This window comes from Vibrio sp. 1-Bac 57 (genome assembly GCF_037546855.1).
Taxonomy (GTDB): Bacteria; Pseudomonadota; Gammaproteobacteria; order Enterobacterales; family Psychromonadaceae; genus Psychromonas.
The window spans coordinates 91,268-112,627 of record NZ_JALAAC010000014.1 but is presented as its reverse complement, the minus strand read 5'-3'; the positions used below and the strand labels follow the sequence as shown (position 1 = coordinate 112,627).

At 37.6% G+C, this 21,360-nt stretch carries 18 protein-coding genes and 1 other RNA gene; 7 read left to right on the top strand and 12 right to left on the bottom strand.

The genetic code is table 11. The annotated features are described in order from the left end of the window. Nucleotides 1–209: 209 nt before the first annotated feature. A complete protein-coding gene (locus MT391_RS11100; RefSeq protein WP_499498039.1) occupies nt 210–953 on the bottom strand; it encodes an endonuclease in 744 nt (247 codons plus the stop codon). Between the two features lie 372 nt (nt 954–1,325). Here MT391_RS11100 and MT391_RS11095 point away from each other — a divergent pair, with 372 nt between their 5' ends. The 3 genes from MT391_RS11095 to MT391_RS11085 all read left to right on the top strand — a co-directional run bounded on the left by MT391_RS11095 (nt 1,326) and on the right by MT391_RS11085 (nt 4,225). Then, complete coding sequence (locus tag MT391_RS11095) at nt 1,326–1,952, top strand: recombinase family protein (protein WP_499498037.1); 627 nt, start codon at nt 1,326–1,328, stop codon at nt 1,950–1,952. A gap of 88 nt (nt 1,953–2,040) precedes the next feature. Then, nucleotides 2,041–3,099, top strand: coding sequence for a hypothetical protein (locus tag MT391_RS11090; RefSeq protein WP_499498035.1), 1,059 nt, complete (start codon nt 2,041–2,043; stop codon nt 3,097–3,099). Nucleotides 3,100–3,550: 451 nt separating this feature from the next. After that, nucleotides 3,551–4,225: a hypothetical protein gene (locus MT391_RS11085; protein ID WP_499498033.1), complete on the top strand. Its 675-nt coding sequence runs from the start codon at nt 3,551–3,553 to the stop codon at nt 4,223–4,225. Between the two features lie 353 nt (nt 4,226–4,578). On the opposite strand, the gene MT391_RS11080 is transcribed toward MT391_RS11085, so the two are convergent. From MT391_RS11080 to rsmI, 6 genes are all read right to left on the bottom strand, one after another. After that, nucleotides 4,579–6,519 (bottom strand): tetratricopeptide repeat protein, encoded by a 1,941-nt coding sequence (locus MT391_RS11080; RefSeq protein ID WP_499498031.1) that lies wholly within the window; start codon nt 6,517–6,519, stop codon nt 4,579–4,581. After that, nucleotides 6,519–6,857, bottom strand: a complete 339-nt coding sequence (locus MT391_RS11075) for a hypothetical protein (protein ID WP_499498030.1) — start codon at nt 6,855–6,857, stop codon at nt 6,519–6,521. Before MT391_RS11075 ends, MT391_RS11080 begins: the two co-directional genes overlap by 1 nt. A gap of 323 nt (nt 6,858–7,180) precedes the next feature. Beyond that, nucleotides 7,181–8,683 carry a GIY-YIG nuclease family protein gene (locus MT391_RS11070; RefSeq protein ID WP_499498028.1) on the bottom strand — a complete coding sequence of 501 codons (1,503 nt, stop codon included), beginning with the start codon at nt 8,681–8,683 and terminating at the stop codon, nt 7,181–7,183. Between the two features lie 310 nt (nt 8,684–8,993). Then, the gene (locus MT391_RS11065; RefSeq protein WP_499498026.1) at nt 8,994–10,511 is read right to left on the bottom strand and encodes a DUF6538 domain-containing protein; all 1,518 of its coding nucleotides are present in this window, start codon (nt 10,509–10,511) and stop codon (nt 8,994–8,996) included. Nucleotides 10,512–10,548: 37 nt separating this feature from the next. Further along, nucleotides 10,549–10,922: RNase P RNA component class A (gene rnpB / locus MT391_RS11060), an RNA gene on the bottom strand. A 313-nt stretch (nt 10,923–11,235) separates the two neighbouring features. Beyond that, complete coding sequence (gene rsmI / locus MT391_RS11055) at nt 11,236–12,096, bottom strand: 16S rRNA (cytidine(1402)-2'-O)-methyltransferase (protein ID WP_499441426.1); 861 nt, start codon at nt 12,094–12,096, stop codon at nt 11,236–11,238. 120 nt (nt 12,097–12,216) lie between these two features. Between rsmI and MT391_RS11050 the strand changes: the two genes are divergently transcribed. From MT391_RS11050 to MT391_RS11035, 4 genes are all read left to right on the top strand, one after another. Next, nucleotides 12,217–14,298 (top strand): penicillin-binding protein activator, encoded by a 2,082-nt coding sequence (locus tag MT391_RS11050; protein WP_499498024.1) that lies wholly within the window; start codon nt 12,217–12,219, stop codon nt 14,296–14,298. Next, on the top strand, nt 14,267–14,635 hold the full coding sequence (locus tag MT391_RS11045; RefSeq protein WP_166369810.1) for a YraN family protein: 369 nt from the start codon (nt 14,267–14,269) through the stop codon (nt 14,633–14,635). Before MT391_RS11050 ends, MT391_RS11045 begins: the two co-directional genes overlap by 32 nt. Nucleotides 14,636–14,643: 8 nt before the next feature. Next, nucleotides 14,644–15,231: a D-sedoheptulose-7-phosphate isomerase gene (locus MT391_RS11040; protein ID WP_182690220.1), complete on the top strand. Its 588-nt coding sequence runs from the start codon at nt 14,644–14,646 to the stop codon at nt 15,229–15,231. A gap of 260 nt (nt 15,232–15,491) precedes the next feature. Continuing rightward, on the top strand, nt 15,492–16,076 hold the full coding sequence (locus MT391_RS11035) for a BON domain-containing protein (protein WP_499498023.1): 585 nt from the start codon (nt 15,492–15,494) through the stop codon (nt 16,074–16,076). A gap of 203 nt (nt 16,077–16,279) precedes the next feature. On the opposite strand, the gene MT391_RS11030 is transcribed toward MT391_RS11035, so the two are convergent. From MT391_RS11030 to hisS, 5 genes are all read right to left on the bottom strand, one after another. After that, nucleotides 16,280–16,507, bottom strand: coding sequence for a zinc ribbon domain-containing protein (locus MT391_RS11030; protein WP_166369806.1), 228 nt, complete (start codon nt 16,505–16,507; stop codon nt 16,280–16,282). A gap of 1 nt (nt 16,508) precedes the next feature. Beyond that, entirely contained in the window at nt 16,509–17,984 is a 1,476-nt protein-coding gene (gene der, locus MT391_RS11025) for a ribosome biogenesis GTPase Der (RefSeq protein ID WP_499498022.1), read from the bottom strand. A gap of 76 nt (nt 17,985–18,060) precedes the next feature. Further along, nucleotides 18,061–19,260 (bottom strand): outer membrane protein assembly factor BamB, encoded by a 1,200-nt coding sequence (gene bamB / locus MT391_RS11020; RefSeq protein ID WP_299664063.1) that lies wholly within the window; start codon nt 19,258–19,260, stop codon nt 18,061–18,063. Nucleotides 19,261–19,274: 14 nt separating this feature from the next. Beyond that, complete coding sequence (locus MT391_RS11015) at nt 19,275–19,955, bottom strand: YfgM family protein (protein ID WP_299664061.1); 681 nt, start codon at nt 19,953–19,955, stop codon at nt 19,275–19,277. A 35-nt stretch (nt 19,956–19,990) separates the two neighbouring features. Beyond that, the gene (gene hisS, locus MT391_RS11010) at nt 19,991–21,268 is read right to left on the bottom strand and encodes a histidine--tRNA ligase (RefSeq protein ID WP_499498020.1); all 1,278 of its coding nucleotides are present in this window, start codon (nt 21,266–21,268) and stop codon (nt 19,991–19,993) included. Between the last annotated feature and the right edge of the window lie 92 nt (nt 21,269–21,360).

Here is a 21,360-nt window from a genome sequence, read left to right as displayed (position 1 = left end):
ATACTAATAACCTAGACGACCGCCTTTTTATAATAAAAACACTTCGTCCTAATTGTTCTAATCCGCTCGTGGTTAATCAAAACATCGTCGAGGGTACCACTCCGATTGGTGTAACAATGAACTGGTATTATATGGATATAAAATGTAACTAACCTAAACGTTCGTATTGAGGCAATAGAAAGGCTTTACAATATTCTAGCTGCCTCCCTTTACCAAAGATCTTGAGCTACACACCTACTCTGTACAATATTATTTTTACTGTTTTGCAATTCAGATATTCTTTTAGCTCTTAAGCATTCCCAACTGTCAACTGGGTACATTTTGTCCCAAGCACCCATTAACTGTTTCTGTTGACGGCTCATGTTGTATCTCTTGTAGGTATCATCCATATATAAATAAGTGCGAGCTATGCGCCCTCTCGCTCTTGCTGGTGGTTCAGCTTTACGATCTGCTATCTTCATTTCACAACTACCAAAGTCACTTTCTTCACTTGGTTGCATAGTAAAATTGTAATTACTTCTCAAAGCATTCACCGCACCAATAGCAGGGTATAAATTAAACATGTCAGACTGCATGTAGCGATACTCTAGGTTAATCTTCTCTGCACAACGACGCCCTTTAAACTCCTTGCCTTTACTATTAACACATTGAGTATCACCGTCGCGCCACTCTTTAAATGTCTGTCCAAAATTCTCTGCAGGGACAACATGCTCCCATTCAATTTTCTTGGAACGTTTAATGTATTTATCAGTTGCGAACCCCTCCGGCGCTGTCACGAGTTTTTTATCATCAAACTCAGCTCCGCAATACAACGTTGTACGGTGGTCTTGATAGACTTCTCGCTCGAGTATTTTCTTTGCTTTACTGAATGATTGAATAGTCTCGTTAGCCGCAAATGAGCTAACGGGTATTAATAGCAGTATGCTGAACAATGACTTTGGTAGTGGCTTCATATAAATGTCCATTCTTAATTGAAGTTTGAAACAAGTCACCCCATTAGAAAAATGGTAGTGGTGCTTAAGTTTATTCTCTAACATTTTAAACGTAAGTGGGAAATAAACCAGAGAGCCAAATTACATAATATGGTGTCACCCACCTCCTATTAAGTACTTGGCTCACAACTACTCAAATAACGAGGGTGATGAGTAAAGGTAAAGGAATGCTGAACATGTAAAAGTTAAATGCCTTAGCTAGCGGACAATCTCATTTGAGTATACTTAGCCAGAACCTTTGATACTTATCCAAATTAGTCTCATTTACCACATTGCAACAACTCAAAAGATAATGTATCATTTGGGTTATTCAATTGAGACAAAGGAGTTGTAATGACTATCAGAATCTATTTACGAGCATCGACTTCAGACCAAGATGCCGAACGAGCTAAAGAATACATCATAGCGGAAGCTAAGAAGCAAAAATTGGACCTAGATCATGCGGTGTATTACGTTGAAAATTACTCAGGCCGTAAAGTAGCAAGGCCACAATTAACAAAGCTTTTAAATGACTCAAAGCAAAACGACATTATTCTACTTGAGCAGATTGATAGGCTAACTCGTTTAACATCATCTAAGTGGAAAGAGTTAAAACAGGCTATCGATGGCAAAGGTTTAAATATTGTCGCTTGTGATGTACCTACAAGCTTTCAAGTGCTCAACCCCAATCAAGATGAAATGCAACAGCGTATTCTTGAATCTGTTAATAGTATGTTGATTGAGATATTGGCAGCAACGGCTTCAAAAGATTACGAAGATCGTCGTAGACGACAACAAGAAGGTATCGAAGCAAATAGAGATAAATTTAAAGGACGAAAAGCTGATCCGGAAACAGCAAATAAATGTGAGAAAGTATTTAAAGCTGTATCGGCCGAAATTGAAAAGCTGAACGATGCATTAAAAAGATATGGGGTAGGAAGAGCAACCTATTATCGTTGGAAGAAATCGATGGACAATTAGGCATCAAAATAATAGATAAAATTTAACCAAAAAAAAGAAGCGTTCTAGCGCCTCTTTTCACGTATCATTTTTAACAAAAATCTAATATATGACAAATTATAACACACGCAAAAACAGACGAAAAAAAAACAAAAACTTAAATTCTTCTGAAAAACGCCCTAACGTGATTAGAGCTTCAGCCCTTACGTGGTCTATTCGCAGAGCGAACTCAGCAAATAATTACTTAAGCTGTAGAGACACATATTATGAGTACCTACATAAATTCCTTAATAAGAGAGGTATTAGACACAACACAGACATAGAGTTTCTTAAGTGGGATAAAAATCAGGCGGTCCAACAAAAAGCTCAGCTTTTTCACTTAACGATGCACCTTAATATAATAAAAGAAGGAAGTGATGACTTTGTCTTTCCATTCTCTTTATGGCCTCTCAGAAGCAATAAGAGCTTCTTTCTAGCTTCAGATAACAAATTATCAGAAAAATTCAACAAAAGCTTAAATGACGCTCTTATGGGCCTTAAAATAGAACCGGAATACTATTACGTGATTACTGGAGAGTCAAACCCTAATGATAAAAAAAACTGTCGGCATATTCATGGCTGTATACGTTTGCCTGCGTCTTTCTATGACCCTCAGAACTTCACAGCAGTAAAAGCCATATATGACATTTTAAAACGAGCATGCGGCCTCACAGAGACCCGAGAGAAACAGATAAATAAGAGCGATAAAAGAACGAGTGAATATAGATTTGCTATAGCGGCAATTAATAAAAATCGACCCGATCTAAATAAGCCATACGGTCATATGTTAAATATTGGTGAACCATTGACAGATCATTGGTCTCAAGAGCATTGGTCTGAGTACATCATTTGTGATCGTAATACACCTAATAATATTCATAGAACTAAAAAACTCGCGGTTGATGCTGTATGTATCAATGATAACTTATATGCGGAATATGAGAGATTAAGATCATGCAGTGATTGGTGTGATAACTCCCCTCGTTTTGATCTCATTACAAAAGCATGGGCTGAAGTTATACGTGACTATGTTAAGCCTACTGAAAGCAAAGATGAAGTGACCGCGGATACAAACCCTAAGCCTACTGAAAGGAAAGCTAAGCCATCATATACTTACATAATTCAATAGAAGCTAAGCAAAAATTGTAACCTTCGGAGCAAGTGGAAAAACATTATCCTGAGTCTCTTGATGAGTTACTAAAGATGTAATCGCTGACTTACCGCAATAAACAATGCTACCTAAACGCTACCTTAATGCTACCTAAAAACAGGTTTTCCTTTTAAAAAAAACTATATTAGATAGCATTAGGTGCGCTATTAGATAGCATTAAGGGCAATGAATTAAGTTCGGTAAGCGTTATACATTTAAAAACTGAAAGAACGGGTGGTTTTACATTAAACCGTTTTACCTTGGTGAATGCATAATAACCAAATAGAGAATTACTTCTAAGCTCAAACCTATGTAACATGCGGAGTCCTAGAAATATCCGAAGAATGTATATGGAGTCAAGGCTGTATAAGTAGTCAATTTATGGCACCCTTATACATCCACCACCTTAGTTATGAATTAAAGGGATTAGATGAACCACGAAGATATATGGAACAGTTTCTGCTCACGGCAGAAGGTGGTTGATCAAGCTGCGCCGTTGTTTGAAACAAGCGATGAGCTGACGGTTAACACACATGAGGTTGGTAGAGTCGATAAGCGTAAGATCCTTTCACGTAGCAAAAGCATGGAATCTCTCATTATAGAACAGACGGAATTGCTCACCGCTGATATAGATAACATCACCCACCAATACGATGGTCTAATCTATATGATGTTCTTTATTGAAGGAGGTTTGGTTAAGCCACTCTACATAGGGAAAACAGAGTCGAAAGGTAGGAGTAACCGGTTATCAGTGAACATAAAAAATCTAAGAAGTGATAAAAGTAAATTTGCTCGCTGGGGTAATGGTTATAAATATCATATAGGTGATCTTAGCGCCGTTGCGGTTCCTGGCCATCACAAAATAAAACAGTCAAATAAATACGTGGATTGGGCTAATACCTTATTTGTAGACTACCCATGTAATAATCCAGAGCTGAAGCAACAAACATATTTCTGGTGTAAGGCATGGGATAGAAATATCGATGGTATATGGGAAAATTTCGGTAAGACAAGGCTTACGTTTTTAGAGTATTTAATGATTGGTGTTGCTAGTTCTGCATTTCCAACATTGCTATTGAATAGAGAAGGTCAGAGTAGAGCATAGAGCAATATAATCGCCCTGTAACAAGAGTTCTTAGTTGTGAAGCAATATGTATTAATAACAAACTTAGGGCGCTTTAAATCGCATTTAGAAGCTTTGCTGTATATGTAATACTGCTACTAGTGTAAGTGCCAATATAGTGTTCTCATTTAGTTTGTTTGGTTTAAACCGCTCTTATACAAATCATCGCAGTAATTATTAAGCTAAAGTTTGGACATTCATTGAATAAAAAATTTAATCGCTTCTTCTCATTTGACTAAGCCGTAAACTCCCTTTTTATGCTTGGGATTACTACTAACAGAAATAACAGCAATTTAATTCTAACTGAATCCAAATATTATGGACTTAGAGCGTTTTTAATTATTCATTGATTTTTTTGCTTTATCTAAATTAATCGTGGCATCGATTGTATCGGCATGATGAACTCCCAGTGTTGATTTATAAGTAGCGAGAGCCATCTCAATATAATTAACTGCTTTAGTAAATTCGTGCTTGTCTAACCATACATAGCCAAGCCTGCAACGAGAATTAGCTATCATTAAATGATGCTCATCATAAATCCGAAGGGCATTACAAATCGATTTTTCAAAGTAAGTTATTGCTTTGTTAAGTTTTCCTTTCGAGTGCATTGATAACCCCATGTTATAATAAAGGTTTATAACTTCATGGTGAGAATCACCATAGGAATTAATTAAGCAAGGTAGTGCTCGCTTAAAACAATCAATAGCTTTTTTATTATTACCTTTTAAGTACCATATTTGACCAAGACTAACGCGAGAGATAGCAACATTTAGGTGATTACTTCCTAAAGTGATAATTCCACGAGTGATCGCTTTTTCATAGTTATTGATTGCTTTATCTGTGTCACCTTTCGCAGACCAAGCAAAACCTAGATGGTGAAGGCAAGCTATAACAAGAGGATGATTTTTGCCTAAAGCAAGCAGTAAAGTATTTTGTGTATTTTCAAGTAGCCTTATTGCCTCATAATATTTCTCAGACTTTAGCAGAGCACCGGCCAAATGGATGCGTTTAGCTGCAACGCTAGGATGAGAACTATCGTACGTATTAATATCAATGTGTAATGCTTTATTAAAATATTCAATAGCTTTCGTGTAGTCACCTTCAGCTCGCCATATAAGACCTAAGCTGTTGTAGCATGACGCTACTGCAGGATGTTCTCGTCCATACGTATTCAGATCACTTTCAAAAGCTAGATTTATATATTTAATAGCCTTCTTACTATCACCTGTTTGCAACCATACGTCACCTAAACGGTGGTAGTGAACAGCTACTACGGGATGTGATTTATCAAAGCTGCTTAAGTCACAATGTAAAGCCTCTTCATAGCATGCTATGGCCTTTTTATACTCCCCTTTAGAACTCCATATTGCACCTAAATTGCTACGCTTCTGTGCCACCCTAGGATGAAGTATGCCGAACATTTCTAAGTCACAATTCAGTGCTTTTTCTATAAAGATAATAGCCTTGCTATAGTTACCTTTAGCTTCCCATGAAACTCCTAAGTTATTTAAATAAATGGCATACTGAGGGTGACGTTTTCCAGAACCTAAGTGATCGCTTGAAATCGCTTTGTCATAAAAGTATATCGCTTTATCAAACTCACCTTTCGAATTCCAAGAGTTACCAATGTTATTATAAAGAGCCGCAATAAAAGGATCTTCTAAATTCAAAATATCACGACTAAATTCCAATGCTTTTTGGTAATAATCAATTGCATCATCATATAAACCTAATCTGTCAGTAATAGCCCCTGCTGCTTGTAGATAATCATAGTTTTGAGGCATTAACTGAATAGCTCGCTCATAATGTGCTTTAGCATTTCGAAAAGATAGGTCGTCCTCTGCTAACTTACCTCTTTGGTAAGCTACCTCGGCCATTGCAACAATATGTGATTGAGCCTGTTCTTCAATACGACTAAACAGACTATCTGCGAGAACATTATCACCTTTGGCTAGTGCAACTTTAGCTTCAACGGCTAGTTGTTCAGGTATATTTAAAACTAAGGGATCAATCCGTGCAATACGTTTCTCTAAATCTTGAACATGAGATTCATAACTAGTTTTCTCGTCAGCCCGATGTTTTTGAACTACTAAGATCATCTGCTCTAAATCAACTTTTTCCTTGTGAGTTAATACTTTTTCAATAAGCAACTTTTCAATTTTTTGTTCCTTTTCTCGCAAGTCGTGTCGGTACATCTCAAATGGCACGCCAGTATATAATACTTCGGTATTATACTGAGTATCTACAATTTGATTTTTTTGGTCGAAATCAGCCATTAGAAAAGGTTACCGACTCTACTGATTGCGTTAGTAAGAGAGGTAACTAGGCCTTCTACATTACTAGCCAACACTTTGGCTGTTTGAAGGTAATTTACTAATTTATTTTTGTCTGGTATGGATTCTTTTGATTGTAATATTGCTTTTTTAACGCTCATTTCAGCATCAATTGCTGACTCACCTACTATTATTTTTTCTTCAATAGCTCGATTTAACTCGGTTTGAAGCTTTTGTAATGCCGAGGTAAAGTCCTCTATATCTTTCACATTACTAAAATTAATTATTTCTGCATTGTATTGATTTTGAATATGCTGATTTTGTTGATAGAAATTAGCCATAACCACTCTATTTATATTTTAATGATGGTATTTATACTATTTTGTTTTCTGATAAATAGATATGGTTTTATCACAATTTACAGTATAGCGTTTGGTTTACGTTGGCTGAGTTAATTTGAACCTAAATTTTTATGTGTTGCTGCCAAGTGTTTTTATTATTTTTTGAGGCTCTTTGTGATCTTACCGCCGGAGAAAGTTAAGGCATTAATCTAGCCTATGAATTGAAAATAATGATTAGAAGCAACAGTGTTCGGTGTATCAATAGATACAATTCAAAAAGTTATTCACTTATTTAACTCACTATCACTATTTATAAAATTTCGTCAGCATACTAGATTACTTTTCTGAAACACCCTTTCAATCGGCCACTGAAGCTTTAACCTTTTACGAACTGTTCCTTCTGGTATGTTATGAAATAAGGCTGCCTCACGGATTGAGTTAAAATACCTCTCATTTACAGTTATAGGCTTTGCATTAGCTCTTCGATAACATCGAGGCTCTTTTTCAAGAGCTTCATTTTCAGTCCACCCTGCGTTCAGCCGTTCAAGGAATTTTTTGTATGGGATACCGGCATTCTGAGCTTTTATTTTTAATGGGATTTTATGGCCATTTTGATATGTTTTTAAGACCATACCTTTCGGTACTTCGATAGCCTCTTCTAAAGTCCAGTTTTGTCGTAACCTACTTTCAAGTCGTTTGGGGTTTAAATTAAGCCTTTCAGCTAATGATGGCAGGTTCTGATATGTTACACCTCGGTAAACCCTTGGGTTATAAAATCCATTTACACCTTTGCCACCGGGGTCTAAATTGTAACCATATGGTGAAAGAGTATTCTCTTCGCTTATTCGTTGTATTTCCGCCTTTTCTAACTCATCAATCGAGTTAAATTTACCAACTTCACTAAATATGAAACTATCTGTACCCAATTGGATAATAGCCTCTTGAAATGAACCAGAAGAATAGCTTTTACGAATAGCTTGTCTGAAGTGCCCACGTTTACGTTCATCTAATGTCTGTATAGTAATGCCAACATACTTTTTGTCGTTAACTGAGTTTGTTACTTCATAGAGGGTACCGATAACGACAGCGCAATCTATATTAAAATGCATCTCAGCAAGCTTTATGGCGGTAGACTCATTTATGGACTCTGTTAATTTAATATAACGACTAATCCTTGTTTTCCATGATTTAAACGAGCACTTAAATTGGATGGTTGTAAGAGACTCAAAGAATTTCTTTCTGCTGAGCCCAAAGTTTGGGCTACCTTTATCAAGCCATTGAGTATCATGCCTAACACAATAGTCTTCCACGTTTTGTTCGGTAGGCTCACTATCAAAGACGTTTCGGTGAGTTGTTATCTGTTGACTAACCCTAGGCCATTTTACTTTGGGCTCTTCTTTATCTTGCCAAATTTTACGATACTTTGAAATCCGAGTTCCTTCGTTACTAACGACCCTTGTTCCTTTTAAACATGCAGTAATAAAATCGTCATCTATATCAGTTAGATTACTTCTTAGATTAAAGTGAAATGCTTTAAAGCTAATATTGGCAATATCTTTATTAGCCTCGTACAGAGCTCTTGGGCCGTTGTATCGAATATCTTTGTAAGAAATAGAATTAGCAGCTACACGAGGTATTAACCAAGCAGATATAAGTTCATCTGTAGGTTCAAGATCAGGGTTGCCTATTTGCCACTTTCTCCATTTAGCATCGAATTGTGCGCAGCTTATTTGCTTATAGCCTTGCTTACGTCGATTAGAATGGGCAACTAACTCTTTATAATCAGCCCATTCTTTGTCCTCATACTTAATGCTTTTTAACTTCATACCTATTTCCCCCTACCATTAATGAAGTTAGCATTAAGAAACAAAACCAAACAAAACAAAAGTAAAATTAGCCTTTATTATCAACTAGTTAAGTAAGTGCTTAGTGATATTGATATTGGTGTTATAGTTCTATTTTTAAGTAGCTAAAATTTTACTATTAACAATAAGCGTGTAATGATTTTGATATTGATACTATCTAAAAAATGCTTTGAGATTATCGAGGAAGGGCTTTTAGCAGACTTTGAGAAACCGGCACAAATATTTACCGGTTTCATCACTTCTAAAGGGACTTATTGAATAAATTGAGGGTTTAGTTTGACGAGTTAATCTTCCATGGAAGCCCGTCAACATATACCTTAAGCTCTTTTAATGGGAAGAGTGCTCTCTTTGTATAACCATCATGTATTGTAGTACCGCTCTCATGACCAACAATTGCTGTTGATATGGCTTCATTAGCCCCTTGTGAACGAATTAAGGTCACTACACTATGTCTAGTAGAATACATTGATAACGTATGACCGGAGCTATCATGGTCAGGTAACTTACATTCATGTTTAAGCGTGTTTCCATAGTACCTTGTTAACCATTTATCAGGCACAGAGAAAATTCGCTCATTAGGCTGTGAAAATGAATTAATGTATTCCATAAGGCCCAAATCTATCAAGGGTTGCGCTAAAGGAACACGTCTAATACCTGCCTCAGTTTTTGCTTTACCAACTTCTGAAGTGGTGATCCCTACTTGGATATGAAATAGGCCACTATCTTCACAAACCTTAAACTGACTCCGTTCCAGCCCTTCGATCTCGGAGTTACGCATCCCGGTATAAGCCATGATCAGTGGAATCCACTTTTTATTTGCATCTGTTTGTTGGGAACTAAAATCAACTATTCGCTGTAATTGTGATTCCGTAAATGCCCCTCTTTTATTCTTTTTTGAACTCTTAATTCGTCGTTCATTAAATGGTTTATCATTTACAATATATTTTGAAGCCATCCAATTATAAAAGCCTTGGCAGGATTTTAAAACAGGTGAAAAATTGGCTACTCGATCTGATTCCGGAACCTCATTATTACACGCCATTTTAATTCTTTGGATGTATCCTTCATATTTAAGCTCTCTGCTGAAATAGGGCTTAACCATACTATTATATGGCTTCATATTACTTCTTGGCATACGCTTAGCAATTGATAAAACTTCATCCGCTTGTTTTGGAGTTATTGAATCCGGTTCTTTGTCACCATATAAGTACAACAAGATTGCCATATTTCGTCTATGGTTCTCTTGCTCTTTAGCGATTAAGCCCTGTTCGTCCCATGAAGCCTCCCACTTTTGATACATATCTTTAATGGTTGGTTTAAAGTTTTTTTTCTGTTTAATTTTTTGATTGAAAGAAGCATCATTTTCATTCGTGACTAGTTTAGCCTTAATCTCAGCCACTTGTCTTGCGCTATCGGGATCGGTAAGGTGAGGATTATCTTTAAGAATCTCTTTCGCAGCAACTTTTTCAGCTTCAATATCTCCATTTCCCTGATCAATTATTAGATCACCCAAAAAAGTAGGGATAGATATAAATTCCTGTTTAATATTTTTTTTTATTTTCTTGGTCACGCAATGCACCTTGATCTCATTAAATGCAGAAACGAAAGAATTCACCATAGAAGAAGCAATACTAGCTGAGCGAGTGTGGAGGCTCTGTCGAATCATAGAAGGGAATGCATAAAATGTTCTGATAACTTTAGGTACGCGATAGCAGAAGTAATACATACCATTTCGCTGATAAGTATGGGGAATTTTTTGTAACACAGATTGTTGCACAGTTTGTTTCACAGGGCCTCGCATAGCTGCGAAACCCTGTAATACAAAGGATTAGAGTTGGCCGATAAGCCGGGTTCTGTCGTTGAATCGTCATTCGTCTAGGCCTGCAATCACTCACAGGCTCAAGCAACCTACCCGCTTCCAGCATGGGCCATGCCTCAGGAAGCCTATTTGGTTTTGCTTCGGGTGGAGTTTACCTTGCACTAATGATTACCCACTAGCCGGTGCGCTCTTACCGCCCCCTTTCACCCTTACCTACTAATAAATTAGCAGGCGGTCTCCTCTCTGCTGCACTTGTCGTTAGCTCGCGCTACCCAGGCGTTACCTGGCACCCTGCCCTTTGAAGCCCGGACTTTCCTCCCCTTTTCAATACTCTAGAAATACATCTAAAGCAATCAAAGCGGCGACGATCTGGCCAACTCCGCGGCGTATTATACGGTAAAGCGATCACACTACAAGTAGTTAAAGCAATTATAATTGTTGTAATAATTCTTAGGTTCAAATAATAAGCAAACATGTAAGTTATTTCATTTTTCAAACGACTTGCATTAACAAATTAAATCATTTTATAGACTAAAGGTATTTATAGATTAAAAGCAGTTATAGATTAAGGGCTATCAAATATTTAAAGTAATACACGAACTAAACGAAGAACTATAAACCTGGCTTTACTTACTAAAGGCAGATTTATAGTTTGAAAGGTGATGTAGAAAAACTGGTACGGGCTTTATTCGACCTATAAATTTTCTAGGCCCCATTTATAAAGGTCATTTTTCTTAAGATGATGAATTTCAGCAGTGATAGCGGCAGCTTTTTTAAGTGGTAACTCTTTTTTCAATAAAGTCAGTGTTTTGATCGCCTCTACCGAGAGTGCATCTTTATCTTTGCTCGCACCTGCTACCATCAATACAAATTCACCACGGCAATGGTTGGTATCTTGTCCTAACCAATCCAACATTTCATCAGCTGGTAACACGTAATACGACTCAAACATTTTAGTTAATTCACGTGCAATCACTAATTTACGATCCGCACCCATGATATTAATGATATGTTTCACTGTATCTTGAATACGACGTGGTGATTCATAAAAGATCATGGTTTGTGTTTCTTCTGCTAATGCGGTCAGTTTCTCTGTTTTTGCTTTTTCTTTAACCGGTAAAAAACCTTCAAATGAAAATCTATCCGAGGGTAAACCAGCTGCTGAAAGCGCAGTAATAGCAGCGCATGCACCGGGGACAGGCACAACATCAACACCCGCTTCACGACATTCATTAACCAAATGGTAACCAGGATCACTAATTAACGGAGTACCTGCATCTGAGATCAAAGCAACAGACTGCCCTGCTTTTATCTTTTCAATCAACACACTGCCGCGTTGACGTTCATTATGATCATGTAATGGAAAAGTAGGCTTACTTATTTGGTAGTAACTTAATAGTTTACCGCTGTGGCGAGTATCTTCTGCTGCAATTAAATCAACGTTTTTTAATATTTCAATGGCGCGGTAAGTAATATCTCCAATATTGCCCAAAGGAGTGGCAACAATATACAGTTTTGCGCTTACTTCGTTATTTAATTGATTATTTTCAGACATATTCGACTCTATTAAAGTGTTAAGGATTGTTTAACTAAGTCGGCAATATTACACTATAGGCATCTTGATACCTATCTGAAAACTGATCTGAGATTGGTTTGATTAAAAAGGACAAAAAATTTGAACACTGCAATCTTATCTAAACGCGCTTTATACTTTCCTCTCATGGTTTTGAGCATGTTGTTTGTGTCTGCTTGTTCTGTCATTGAGCCAGATAAAAGTACTGCACCAACATTGTTTACTGAGTTTAATGAATCAGCACAATATTTATTAAAACAAGCCGATAAGCTCGATGAAGCTAACAATACGCAATGGCAATTAGCGGCTGTACAAGCATTAACACAGGAAAATAAATTTGTTTTAGCAGATTCTGTGATTGAGCATTTACAAAAGAAAACACTGACAACACAACAAAAAAATCATTTATTGTTATTGATTGCTGAAAATGACTACGCGCTTAATCAATTTGATAACACCTATACAACACTTAAAAAGATTGATCAGAATGTATTAAGTGCACCTGCAAATTTCCATTACTTAAAGATAAAAGTTGATTTGCAAGTTAGTAATAAAGAACATCAAGCAGCGTCCGACACATTGCTGGAATTAACACCTCTATTAACTACAGGTCAAGAGAAACAAACTTACAATGATTTGTTATTAAATGAGTTATCGCTATTAGACCCAAGCATTTTAAACAAATTTAAAAAAGTTACCTCAAGCGCAGAAATATTCTCAAATGAGGCACCAATCAGCGATGCAACTGGTGATAATGCAAATGCACAAACAGCACTTGCTACACAGCAAAAAGAGATGTTTGTACATGGTTGGTATGCATTAGCTAGCGTTTATCAACGCTATCAATTACGCAATAACCAATTACTGCAAGCGGTGGATGCTTGGAAGTTAGCTTATTCAACTCACCCTGTTATTGATTATATGCCAACGCAATTAACTAATATTGAAGAGGCAATTCCTTACGAAGCACATAAAATTGCGGTGTTATTACCGTTATCAGGTCGATTTAAGAAACCAGCAGAAGCAATACAATATGGCATCAGCCATGCTTTTTATAATAAATTAGCATTAGAAAAGCAGTTAGATAGCGAACAGGCACAGTTTAAAGAGTCTGATCCGTCAATGGCTTATACACCTGAAATCATTATTCCGAGTGAGTTAAAAGCGCCTCCGGCCGATTTGCTGTTTATTGACACAACAAAACAAACTGCACAATCGATTGCGGACCAACTACATGCTCAAGGTATTGATTTTGTAATCGGCCCTTTAGTAAAATCTAATATTGATCAGTTATTACCTTTAATTACAGATATTCCCGTATTAGCTTTAAATCGCTTCCAAGAAGATGATGAATCAGCGGCGGCAAGCTCATCAATTCATTACGCATTTCCACTTTCTCCGGAGAATGAAGCAGAGCAAGCGGCAGAAACTATTTTTGAACATAATCATAAAAAACCTTTATTGTTAGCACCAAAATCTAAATTTGGTGAGCGTGTTGCCGCTGCATTTGAAGCGCGTTGGAAAGCGTTAAATGAAGAGCAACAAGCAGAATCTGATAATGGCATAGAGGGTTATCCAGCTGAAACGCATTATTTTGCAGCTAAATCAGAGTATCCAAAGTTAATATCAGCTGCATTACAAACAGATAAAAGCCAACAACGTATTAACCAGATGAGATCGGTCATTGGCTATGGTATTGACTCGGAGCTTAGAAGCCGTCGTGATGTGGATGCTATCTATATTATTAGTAGCCGTAGTGAATTAATTTTATTGAAACCTTTTATTGCAGTGACAGTGAGCCCTTTTGCAGAGAGTATTCCTCTTTATGCAAGTTCACGTAGCCATGCTTCTGATTTGGCCAATATTCAAAATAAAGAGCTTTCTGAACTGACTTTTTCAGATATTGCCTTTTTAATGGATGACGACAGTCAAATGAATAAAAATATTCAAGCAATCTGGCCACACCAAAGCTTTAGAACATTACGTTTATTTGCACTTGGGTATGACAGCTACAACTTGATTGAGCAGTTAAAACAAATGCAAGTTATTGAAGGATATAAATATCAAGGTTTGGTGGGCGAGTTAACATTAGATCAGCGCAATACCTTACGTAGTAAGTTACACTGGGCAAAATATCAACAAGGCGAACTCGTTGAAGTTACCTCGTCTGTTTCAGAACAGTAATAGCAGTGGCGTAAAATACGAACAACAAGCCTTGGCTTTTTTACAGAAGCAAGGCTTATTGCTCGTATGTCAGAATTTCTATTGCCGATTCGGTGAAATAGATTTGATTATGTCAGACCAAGATACATTAGTTTTTATTGAAGTACGGTATAGAAAAAATCAAGATTATGGTGGCGCAACGGCATCCGTAACCTATCAAAAACAACAGAAGTTAATTAAAACAGCAAAGCATTATTTATCGCAACTTAATAGTGAACCCTATTGCCGTTTTGATGTGGTCGCGATCAGTGAAAAAACATCAACACCGCAGTGGATACAAGATGCATTTCAAGAGTAACATGTCACATGATTAATGAAAAAATTCAAGCTCATTTTGCAGAGAGCATTCAAACTAAGATCGTTGCAGCAGAAGCGCTGCCAGAGCAGATAGAAGCAGCAGCACTATTGCTTAAAGATTGTTTAATCAATGGCCATAAACTACTGGTTTGTGGCAATGGTGGCGCAGCAGGTTTAGCGCAGATTTTTGCATCACACTTGCTTAATCGCTATGAAACGGATCGCCCTGCTTTACCTGCCATCGCGATCACTTCAGATTCATCGTTAGTGTCAGCGATTGCCAGCGATAGCCATTTTGACCAAATTTATGCTCGCCAAATATCTGCATTAGCTCAGCCAGGTGATGTATTAATTACTATCAGCCATGGCGGTAATAGCCGTAACATGGTGAAAGCCGTTGAAACAGCGTTAAGTAAAAACATACAAATTGTTGCCATGACGGGAGTTGATGGTGGCGAAATTGCAGGCTTATTAGGAGCAGATGATATTGAAATACGTGCACCAAGTGATAAAGGTGCGCGCATTGAAGAGATTCATTTACTCGTGGTTAACTGTTTAAGTGACTTAATCGATCAACAATTATTCCCTCAGTATTAAGCCTGCTGATCGTTTTTGTTTTGTGCACCATGAGATGTTTTGATCGAAGCAGACAAAGAATGTCTGCTTATTCAAGTAGTGTTCGCCAATAAAGCTCAATACCTCTGTGGTGATGCGAAGTTTGTGGTTAAGTGACTATTTATACTGCATTTTTACTTATTTATGTGCACTAACTACCGGTCATCAGCCTAGGCTTATATAAAAAGCCAGAAACTCGTTGTAAAATATACTTGCAAGATTCACCGCCTCTAGGAAAAATTATGAAATTTATGACCCGTTTTTTACCCGCTTTATTGTGTTTTGCACTGTTACAAGGTTGTGCAAGTGGTTTGATTGTTGCTGCTGGCACCGCTGTCGCGGTAAATAGTGATGAACGCACTCTTTCTCAACAAATTGAAGATGATCGTTTATCCATGGTAGCCATTGATAAAGTCGTTAATTCAGATGTATATAACAAAAATATGCGTATTAATATCGTCACTAATAACAGTTTTATTTTATTAATTGGGCAAGCAGATAGTCAAGCGAATAGTAATAAAATAGAAGATATCTTGATTAATATTGATGGTATTAAAGGGGTTTATAACCAACTACGTATCGGTCAAACCATCGGCTTAATCAGACAAACACAAGATACTTGGCTGACCACTAAAGTCAAAAGTAAGCTTACCGGACACGATAAAGTAGATCCTTTAAAAATTAAAGTGGTTACCGAAAATGCAGAAGTATTTTTGATTGGTCAAGTAACCAAAGAGATGTCTGACTTTGCGACCAACATTACCAGTAATGTTGAGGGTGTTAAACAAGTAGTCAGAGTGTTTGAAACGATACCAGATAAAAAATAAACAAGGATTGAAGACTCAGGTTACTAATCTTAGATACTGGGCTAAAATATTGAGCTTAAAGATTGAGTTTAGTAACGTCTGTCCTTATATAGTTCTTAATATTGAAAGTATAAAAAAGGGAGTGACTACATTAATGTAGAGACTCCCTTTTTTTATCGCTATTTTTAGTTTAGCTTTTAGCTTATTTTAAAATATAGCAAGCGCTATGCTTGTTTTACTAAGTTGTAAATGGCTGTCGATTTACTCTTGAGCTCATTACAATGATCACACCAAAAACTCACCGCACCACAGGCTTTTAGACGCTGCAATGGTTGCCCGCATTCACGACAACAAACGTTAACTACAAAGTCACTATTGCAACTTGGGCAGTGGCGTTTTAATTCGCCACTATTTGCTAACTCTGATTCACAATCTGGACAAGATAACTGCATATTACTTCTTATTTTTACTGTTAGCGTAGTTACGCATTAAACGTTGACGTTTATACATTTGATGCGGCGTTAATTTGTTACGACGACCTTCAAATGGGTTACTTCCTTCTCTAAACTCGATACGAATCGGTGTTCCCATGATCCCTAACGTGCGACGAAAATAGTTCATTAAGTAACGCTTATAAGAGTCCGCTAATTTTTTAACTTGGTTACCGTGAATAACGATCAATGGTGGGTTATAACCACCCGCATGCGCATAACGCAATTTAACACGACGTGCGCCAACCATTGGTGGCTCGTGGTCATCGGTCGCCATACCCATAATACGCGTTAGCATCGCCGTTGAGATTCGTTTCGTTGAAGATATGTAAGCTTCTTCTACTGATTCAAATAAATGCCCAACACCGGTACCGTGTAATGCAGAGATGAAGTGAATTTTAGCAAAATCGATAAAGCCTAAACGGCGATCCAATTCTGTTTTAACTCGCTCTTTATCATACTCTGTCATGCCATCCCATTTGTTCACTGCAATCACTAATGAACGGCCTGAATTTAAGGTATAACCTAATAGGCTTAAATCTTGATCAGAAATGCCATCACGCGCATCAATGATCAACATAACAACATTTGAATCTTCAATCGCTTTTAAAGTTTTAATAACAGAGAATTTTTCAACGGTTTCATTAACTTTTTTACGCTTACGTACACCAGCGGTATCGATCAGGATATATTCACGGCCATCACGTTCCATAGGGATATAAACACTGTCACGCGTTGTACCAGGCATATCAAATACTAATACTCGCTCTTCACCTAAAATACGGTTAGTCAGTGTTGATTTACCAACATTAGGACGACCAATCAGTGCAAGTTTAATCGGTAAAGCAGCTAAACGTTCTTGCTCTTTAGCGATTTCATCTTCGTCTTCATCATCGTAATCTAGTGCAAATTCATACTCATCGACTTCATCTGACACTGGGTTTTCTTGATGAAACTCTTCTAGAGCAGCATCAATCATTTGACGTACACCTTTACCATGCGCTGCTGCGATTTGATAAACTTCGCCTAATGCTAGGGCATAAAATTCACCACACATTGAATCAGCATCAATACCATCAATCTTATTAGCAACGATCATGACTTTTTTATTTTGTTTACGTAAATGTGCTGCAATCGCTTCATCGGCAACGGTTAAACCTACTCGTGCATCTACTAAAAATAATACGGCATCGGCTTCTTCTATCGCAATTAATGATTGCTCGGCCATTAACGCATCAATGCCCTCTTCATCGCCTTGAATACCACCGGTATCAATCACGATAAATTCAAGTTCTTCAACTTTGGCTTGACCATATTTACGGTCACGCGTTAAACCGGGGAAATCGGCAACTAGCGCATCTCTGGTGCGAGTTAAACGATTGAAAAGCGTAGATTTACCTACATTAGGGCGACCTACTAAAGCGATGACTGGTAACATATTTTTTGAAATCCTATAAACTAAAAAAGCCCCATGCACAGCAAGGGGCTACAGTATAGCGTAAAAACGTATTAAATTATTCTACATTTAATATCGGTTTTTCAATGACGATTAAATCACCACTGCGTGTTTGTAAATAAAGATGCGTAGACGTTGCGATCGGTTCGATATACAAACCATCAGAGTCTAGATCTTGTTGTGCAACAAATTGTCCGCTTTCACGGTCAATCCAATGTAAATAACCTTCTGCATCACCGACTACAATATATTCATTAGCGACGGTTACCCCTGTAACATTACGGTAAGCTAATTCTTTATTCATCCAACGTTGCTCACCGTCATTACGATTGACAGCAAACACATAACCACGGTAATCGGTTAAGAAAATATCACGACCAGATACCGTTAAATTCTTAAAGCCTGAATATTTTTTAGACCATAACAACTCACCTTTTAACAGGTCAATTGCAACTAAGTTACCATTGTAACCCAAGGCATAAACCGTACCATTAACAATAACAGGCTTCATATCAACGTCGGATAAACGATCTAACTCAGTTGCGCCATAAGGCCTTGAAACCGGAACTTGCCACAATGGTTGGCCATTTTTTAATAGTGCAGCAGCCAAATAACCATCAGCACGACCATAGATGATCCCGCCTTGCGAGATACTTGGTGTTGCGCTGCCACGCAAGGTAAGTTTAGGTTGAGCATTCGTTAAGCTCCACATTTCCTTGCCGGTTAAGCTATCAAGCGCAATTAATTCACCACGGGAAGTATGCACTACCACTAGGCTATTATCATAAATAGGTTGTGCGACCACTTCACCAGAGACTTTGCTCATCCATTTAATGTCACCGTTAGTGGCATCAAGTGCAAATACTTGTGCATTTTCAGTACCGATATAAAGTGTATCGCCACCTAAACTAACACCACCAGATAAACGCGCAGAACGATTAGAATCATTAGACTCATGGTCACTTAGGTCAATTGACCATAGTTTTTTACCATTTTTAACCGTCAGTGCTTTTACTTCACCATCACGGGCAGCAATGTAAACGGCATTACTGTCCACGGCAGGCTGTAATTGTGAGTAGTATTTATCTACGCCATCACTAATACTGCTTGTCCAAGCAATAGATGGTTCATAAGTCGCTTCAAACTCTGGCAATTCAGCCATTTTAACAACATCATCTTCACTACTGAAAATAGAGCAGCCACTTAACACGAGTGTTGTTGTGGTGATGACAGTCAGCTTTTTAACCCATTTAATCATTGTATTATCTCAATTTATTGCGCAGCATCTAACTTAGGTGCAGGAGCAACATCTGCTTTAGCAACGGCTAAATCATCTAATTGTAATTGTAATAAAGGATCAACACGGCCTTCACTTGCATCAACTGCTGTTTGAAATGCACTACGAGCAGCTTCAAGATCGCCTTGCTTTAAATAAACTAAGCCTTTACTTTGATTCGCTTTAACAATAAAGCCTTTTGCTGTGATTTTGTCTAACGTTGTTAATGCCGCTTGATAATCACCTAACTCACTATTTACTCGTGCAAGACGTAATTGAATAACTGGTGTTAACGGTTCATAGCTATTGCTGGCTAACAAATTAGTCAACTGTGTTTTTGCTAATGCAAAATCTTTAGCTTGAACGGCTTCTTTAACTAATAATAATGCACCTAATGTCGCGTAGTTATTGTCTTTGTTTTCGGCAATGAAGGTACGCATTTCAGTACTGCTTTGATCTTCACCGTCGGCTTCAAACTTGCTTAATACTTGCTGAAACTCAGTCGATGCTTTTTCTTGATTTGTCGTCACGGTTTCACCGTAATAACGCCATCCCCAAAGACCCGCTAAACCAACAACAGCGCCCACAACCAACATGGTTCCATTTTCGCTCCACCACTTTTTAATGGCATCAACTTGTTGTTCTTCTGTTTCGTAACCTTCAATAATATCAACCACGTGTGTTCCTTACTTATTCTGTTTTTATCAATACACTATGCAAAGTAGGTAGGTAATACCTTAACTAAGCTGTCAATTGCAACGGTTTGTTGCTCTGAGTTTCCTTGCAAGTCTTTAATTGTGACGCAACCACTCTCTAATTCACTTTCACCAATAATCAACGCAACTTTTGCACCGCTTTTATCGGCACGCTTCATCTGCTTTTTAAAGTTACCTGCGCCACAGTGATGCATCATTTTTAATTGTGGTAATTGATCTCGTACGATTTCAGCAGCTTTAAAGCCAGCTATATCAGTACCTTCACCAACAAGAATGCTATAGATATCAACATCACCTTTAACATCTTCATTTAATTCTAGGGTTTCTAGCATTAAAATAATGCGTTCTAACCCCATTGCAAAGCCCACTGCAGGTGTTGCTTTACCGCCAAGTTGTTCAACTAAACCATCATAACGACCACCAGCACAAATTGTTCCCTGAGAGCCTAGGCTAGTTGTTACCCATTCAAATACAGTACGGTTGTAATAATCTAAACCACGTACTATACGTTCATTGATCACGTATTTAACGCCCGCTGCATCTAAGTATGATTGTACTTTGGCAAAATGTGCTGCTGTTTCGTCACCAAAATAATCAGATAGTTTCGGAGCATCTTCTAAGATTGCTTGAACCGCTTCATTTTTGCTATCTAACACACGTAATGGATTGGTTAACATACGACGTTTACTGTCTTCGTCGAGTTTATCTTCGTGTAACTGCAAGAACTCAACTAATTTCGCTTTATAAACATTACGTTCTTCATTGCTACCTAAAGAATTTAATTGCAGTTCAACATGTTGCTCAATGCCAAGTGCTTTCCATAAACGTGCAGATAATAAAATAACTTCTGCATCGATATCTGCACTTGCAATACCAAAGGTTTCTATTCCAACTTGGTGAAACTGACGGTAGCGACCTTTCTGTGGGCGTTCATGGCGGAACATCGGTCCGATGTACCACATTCTACGCTCTTGGTTATAAAGTAAACCATGCTCATTACCGGCACGCACACAAGAGGCAGTCCCTTCTGGTCGTAAGGTTAAGCTGTCGCCATTACGGTCTTCAAAGGTGTACATCTCCTTTTCAACGATATCGGTCACTTCACCAATCGAACGTTTAAATAGATGGGTACTTTCTACAATCGGCATACGAATTTCAGAATAGCCGTAACTACTGACGGTTTGTCTAATTAATGACTCTAATTTCTGCCAAACAGGGGTTTGTTCAGGAAGGGTATCGTTCATACCACGAATAGCTTGTATCTTCTTTGCCACAATGATTTCCGAATTCTGTCGATGAATAAAAATACATACAGTATGTATTGTTAATAAAATTATCAGTCATTATAAGGAAGTTTGTGTCTAGA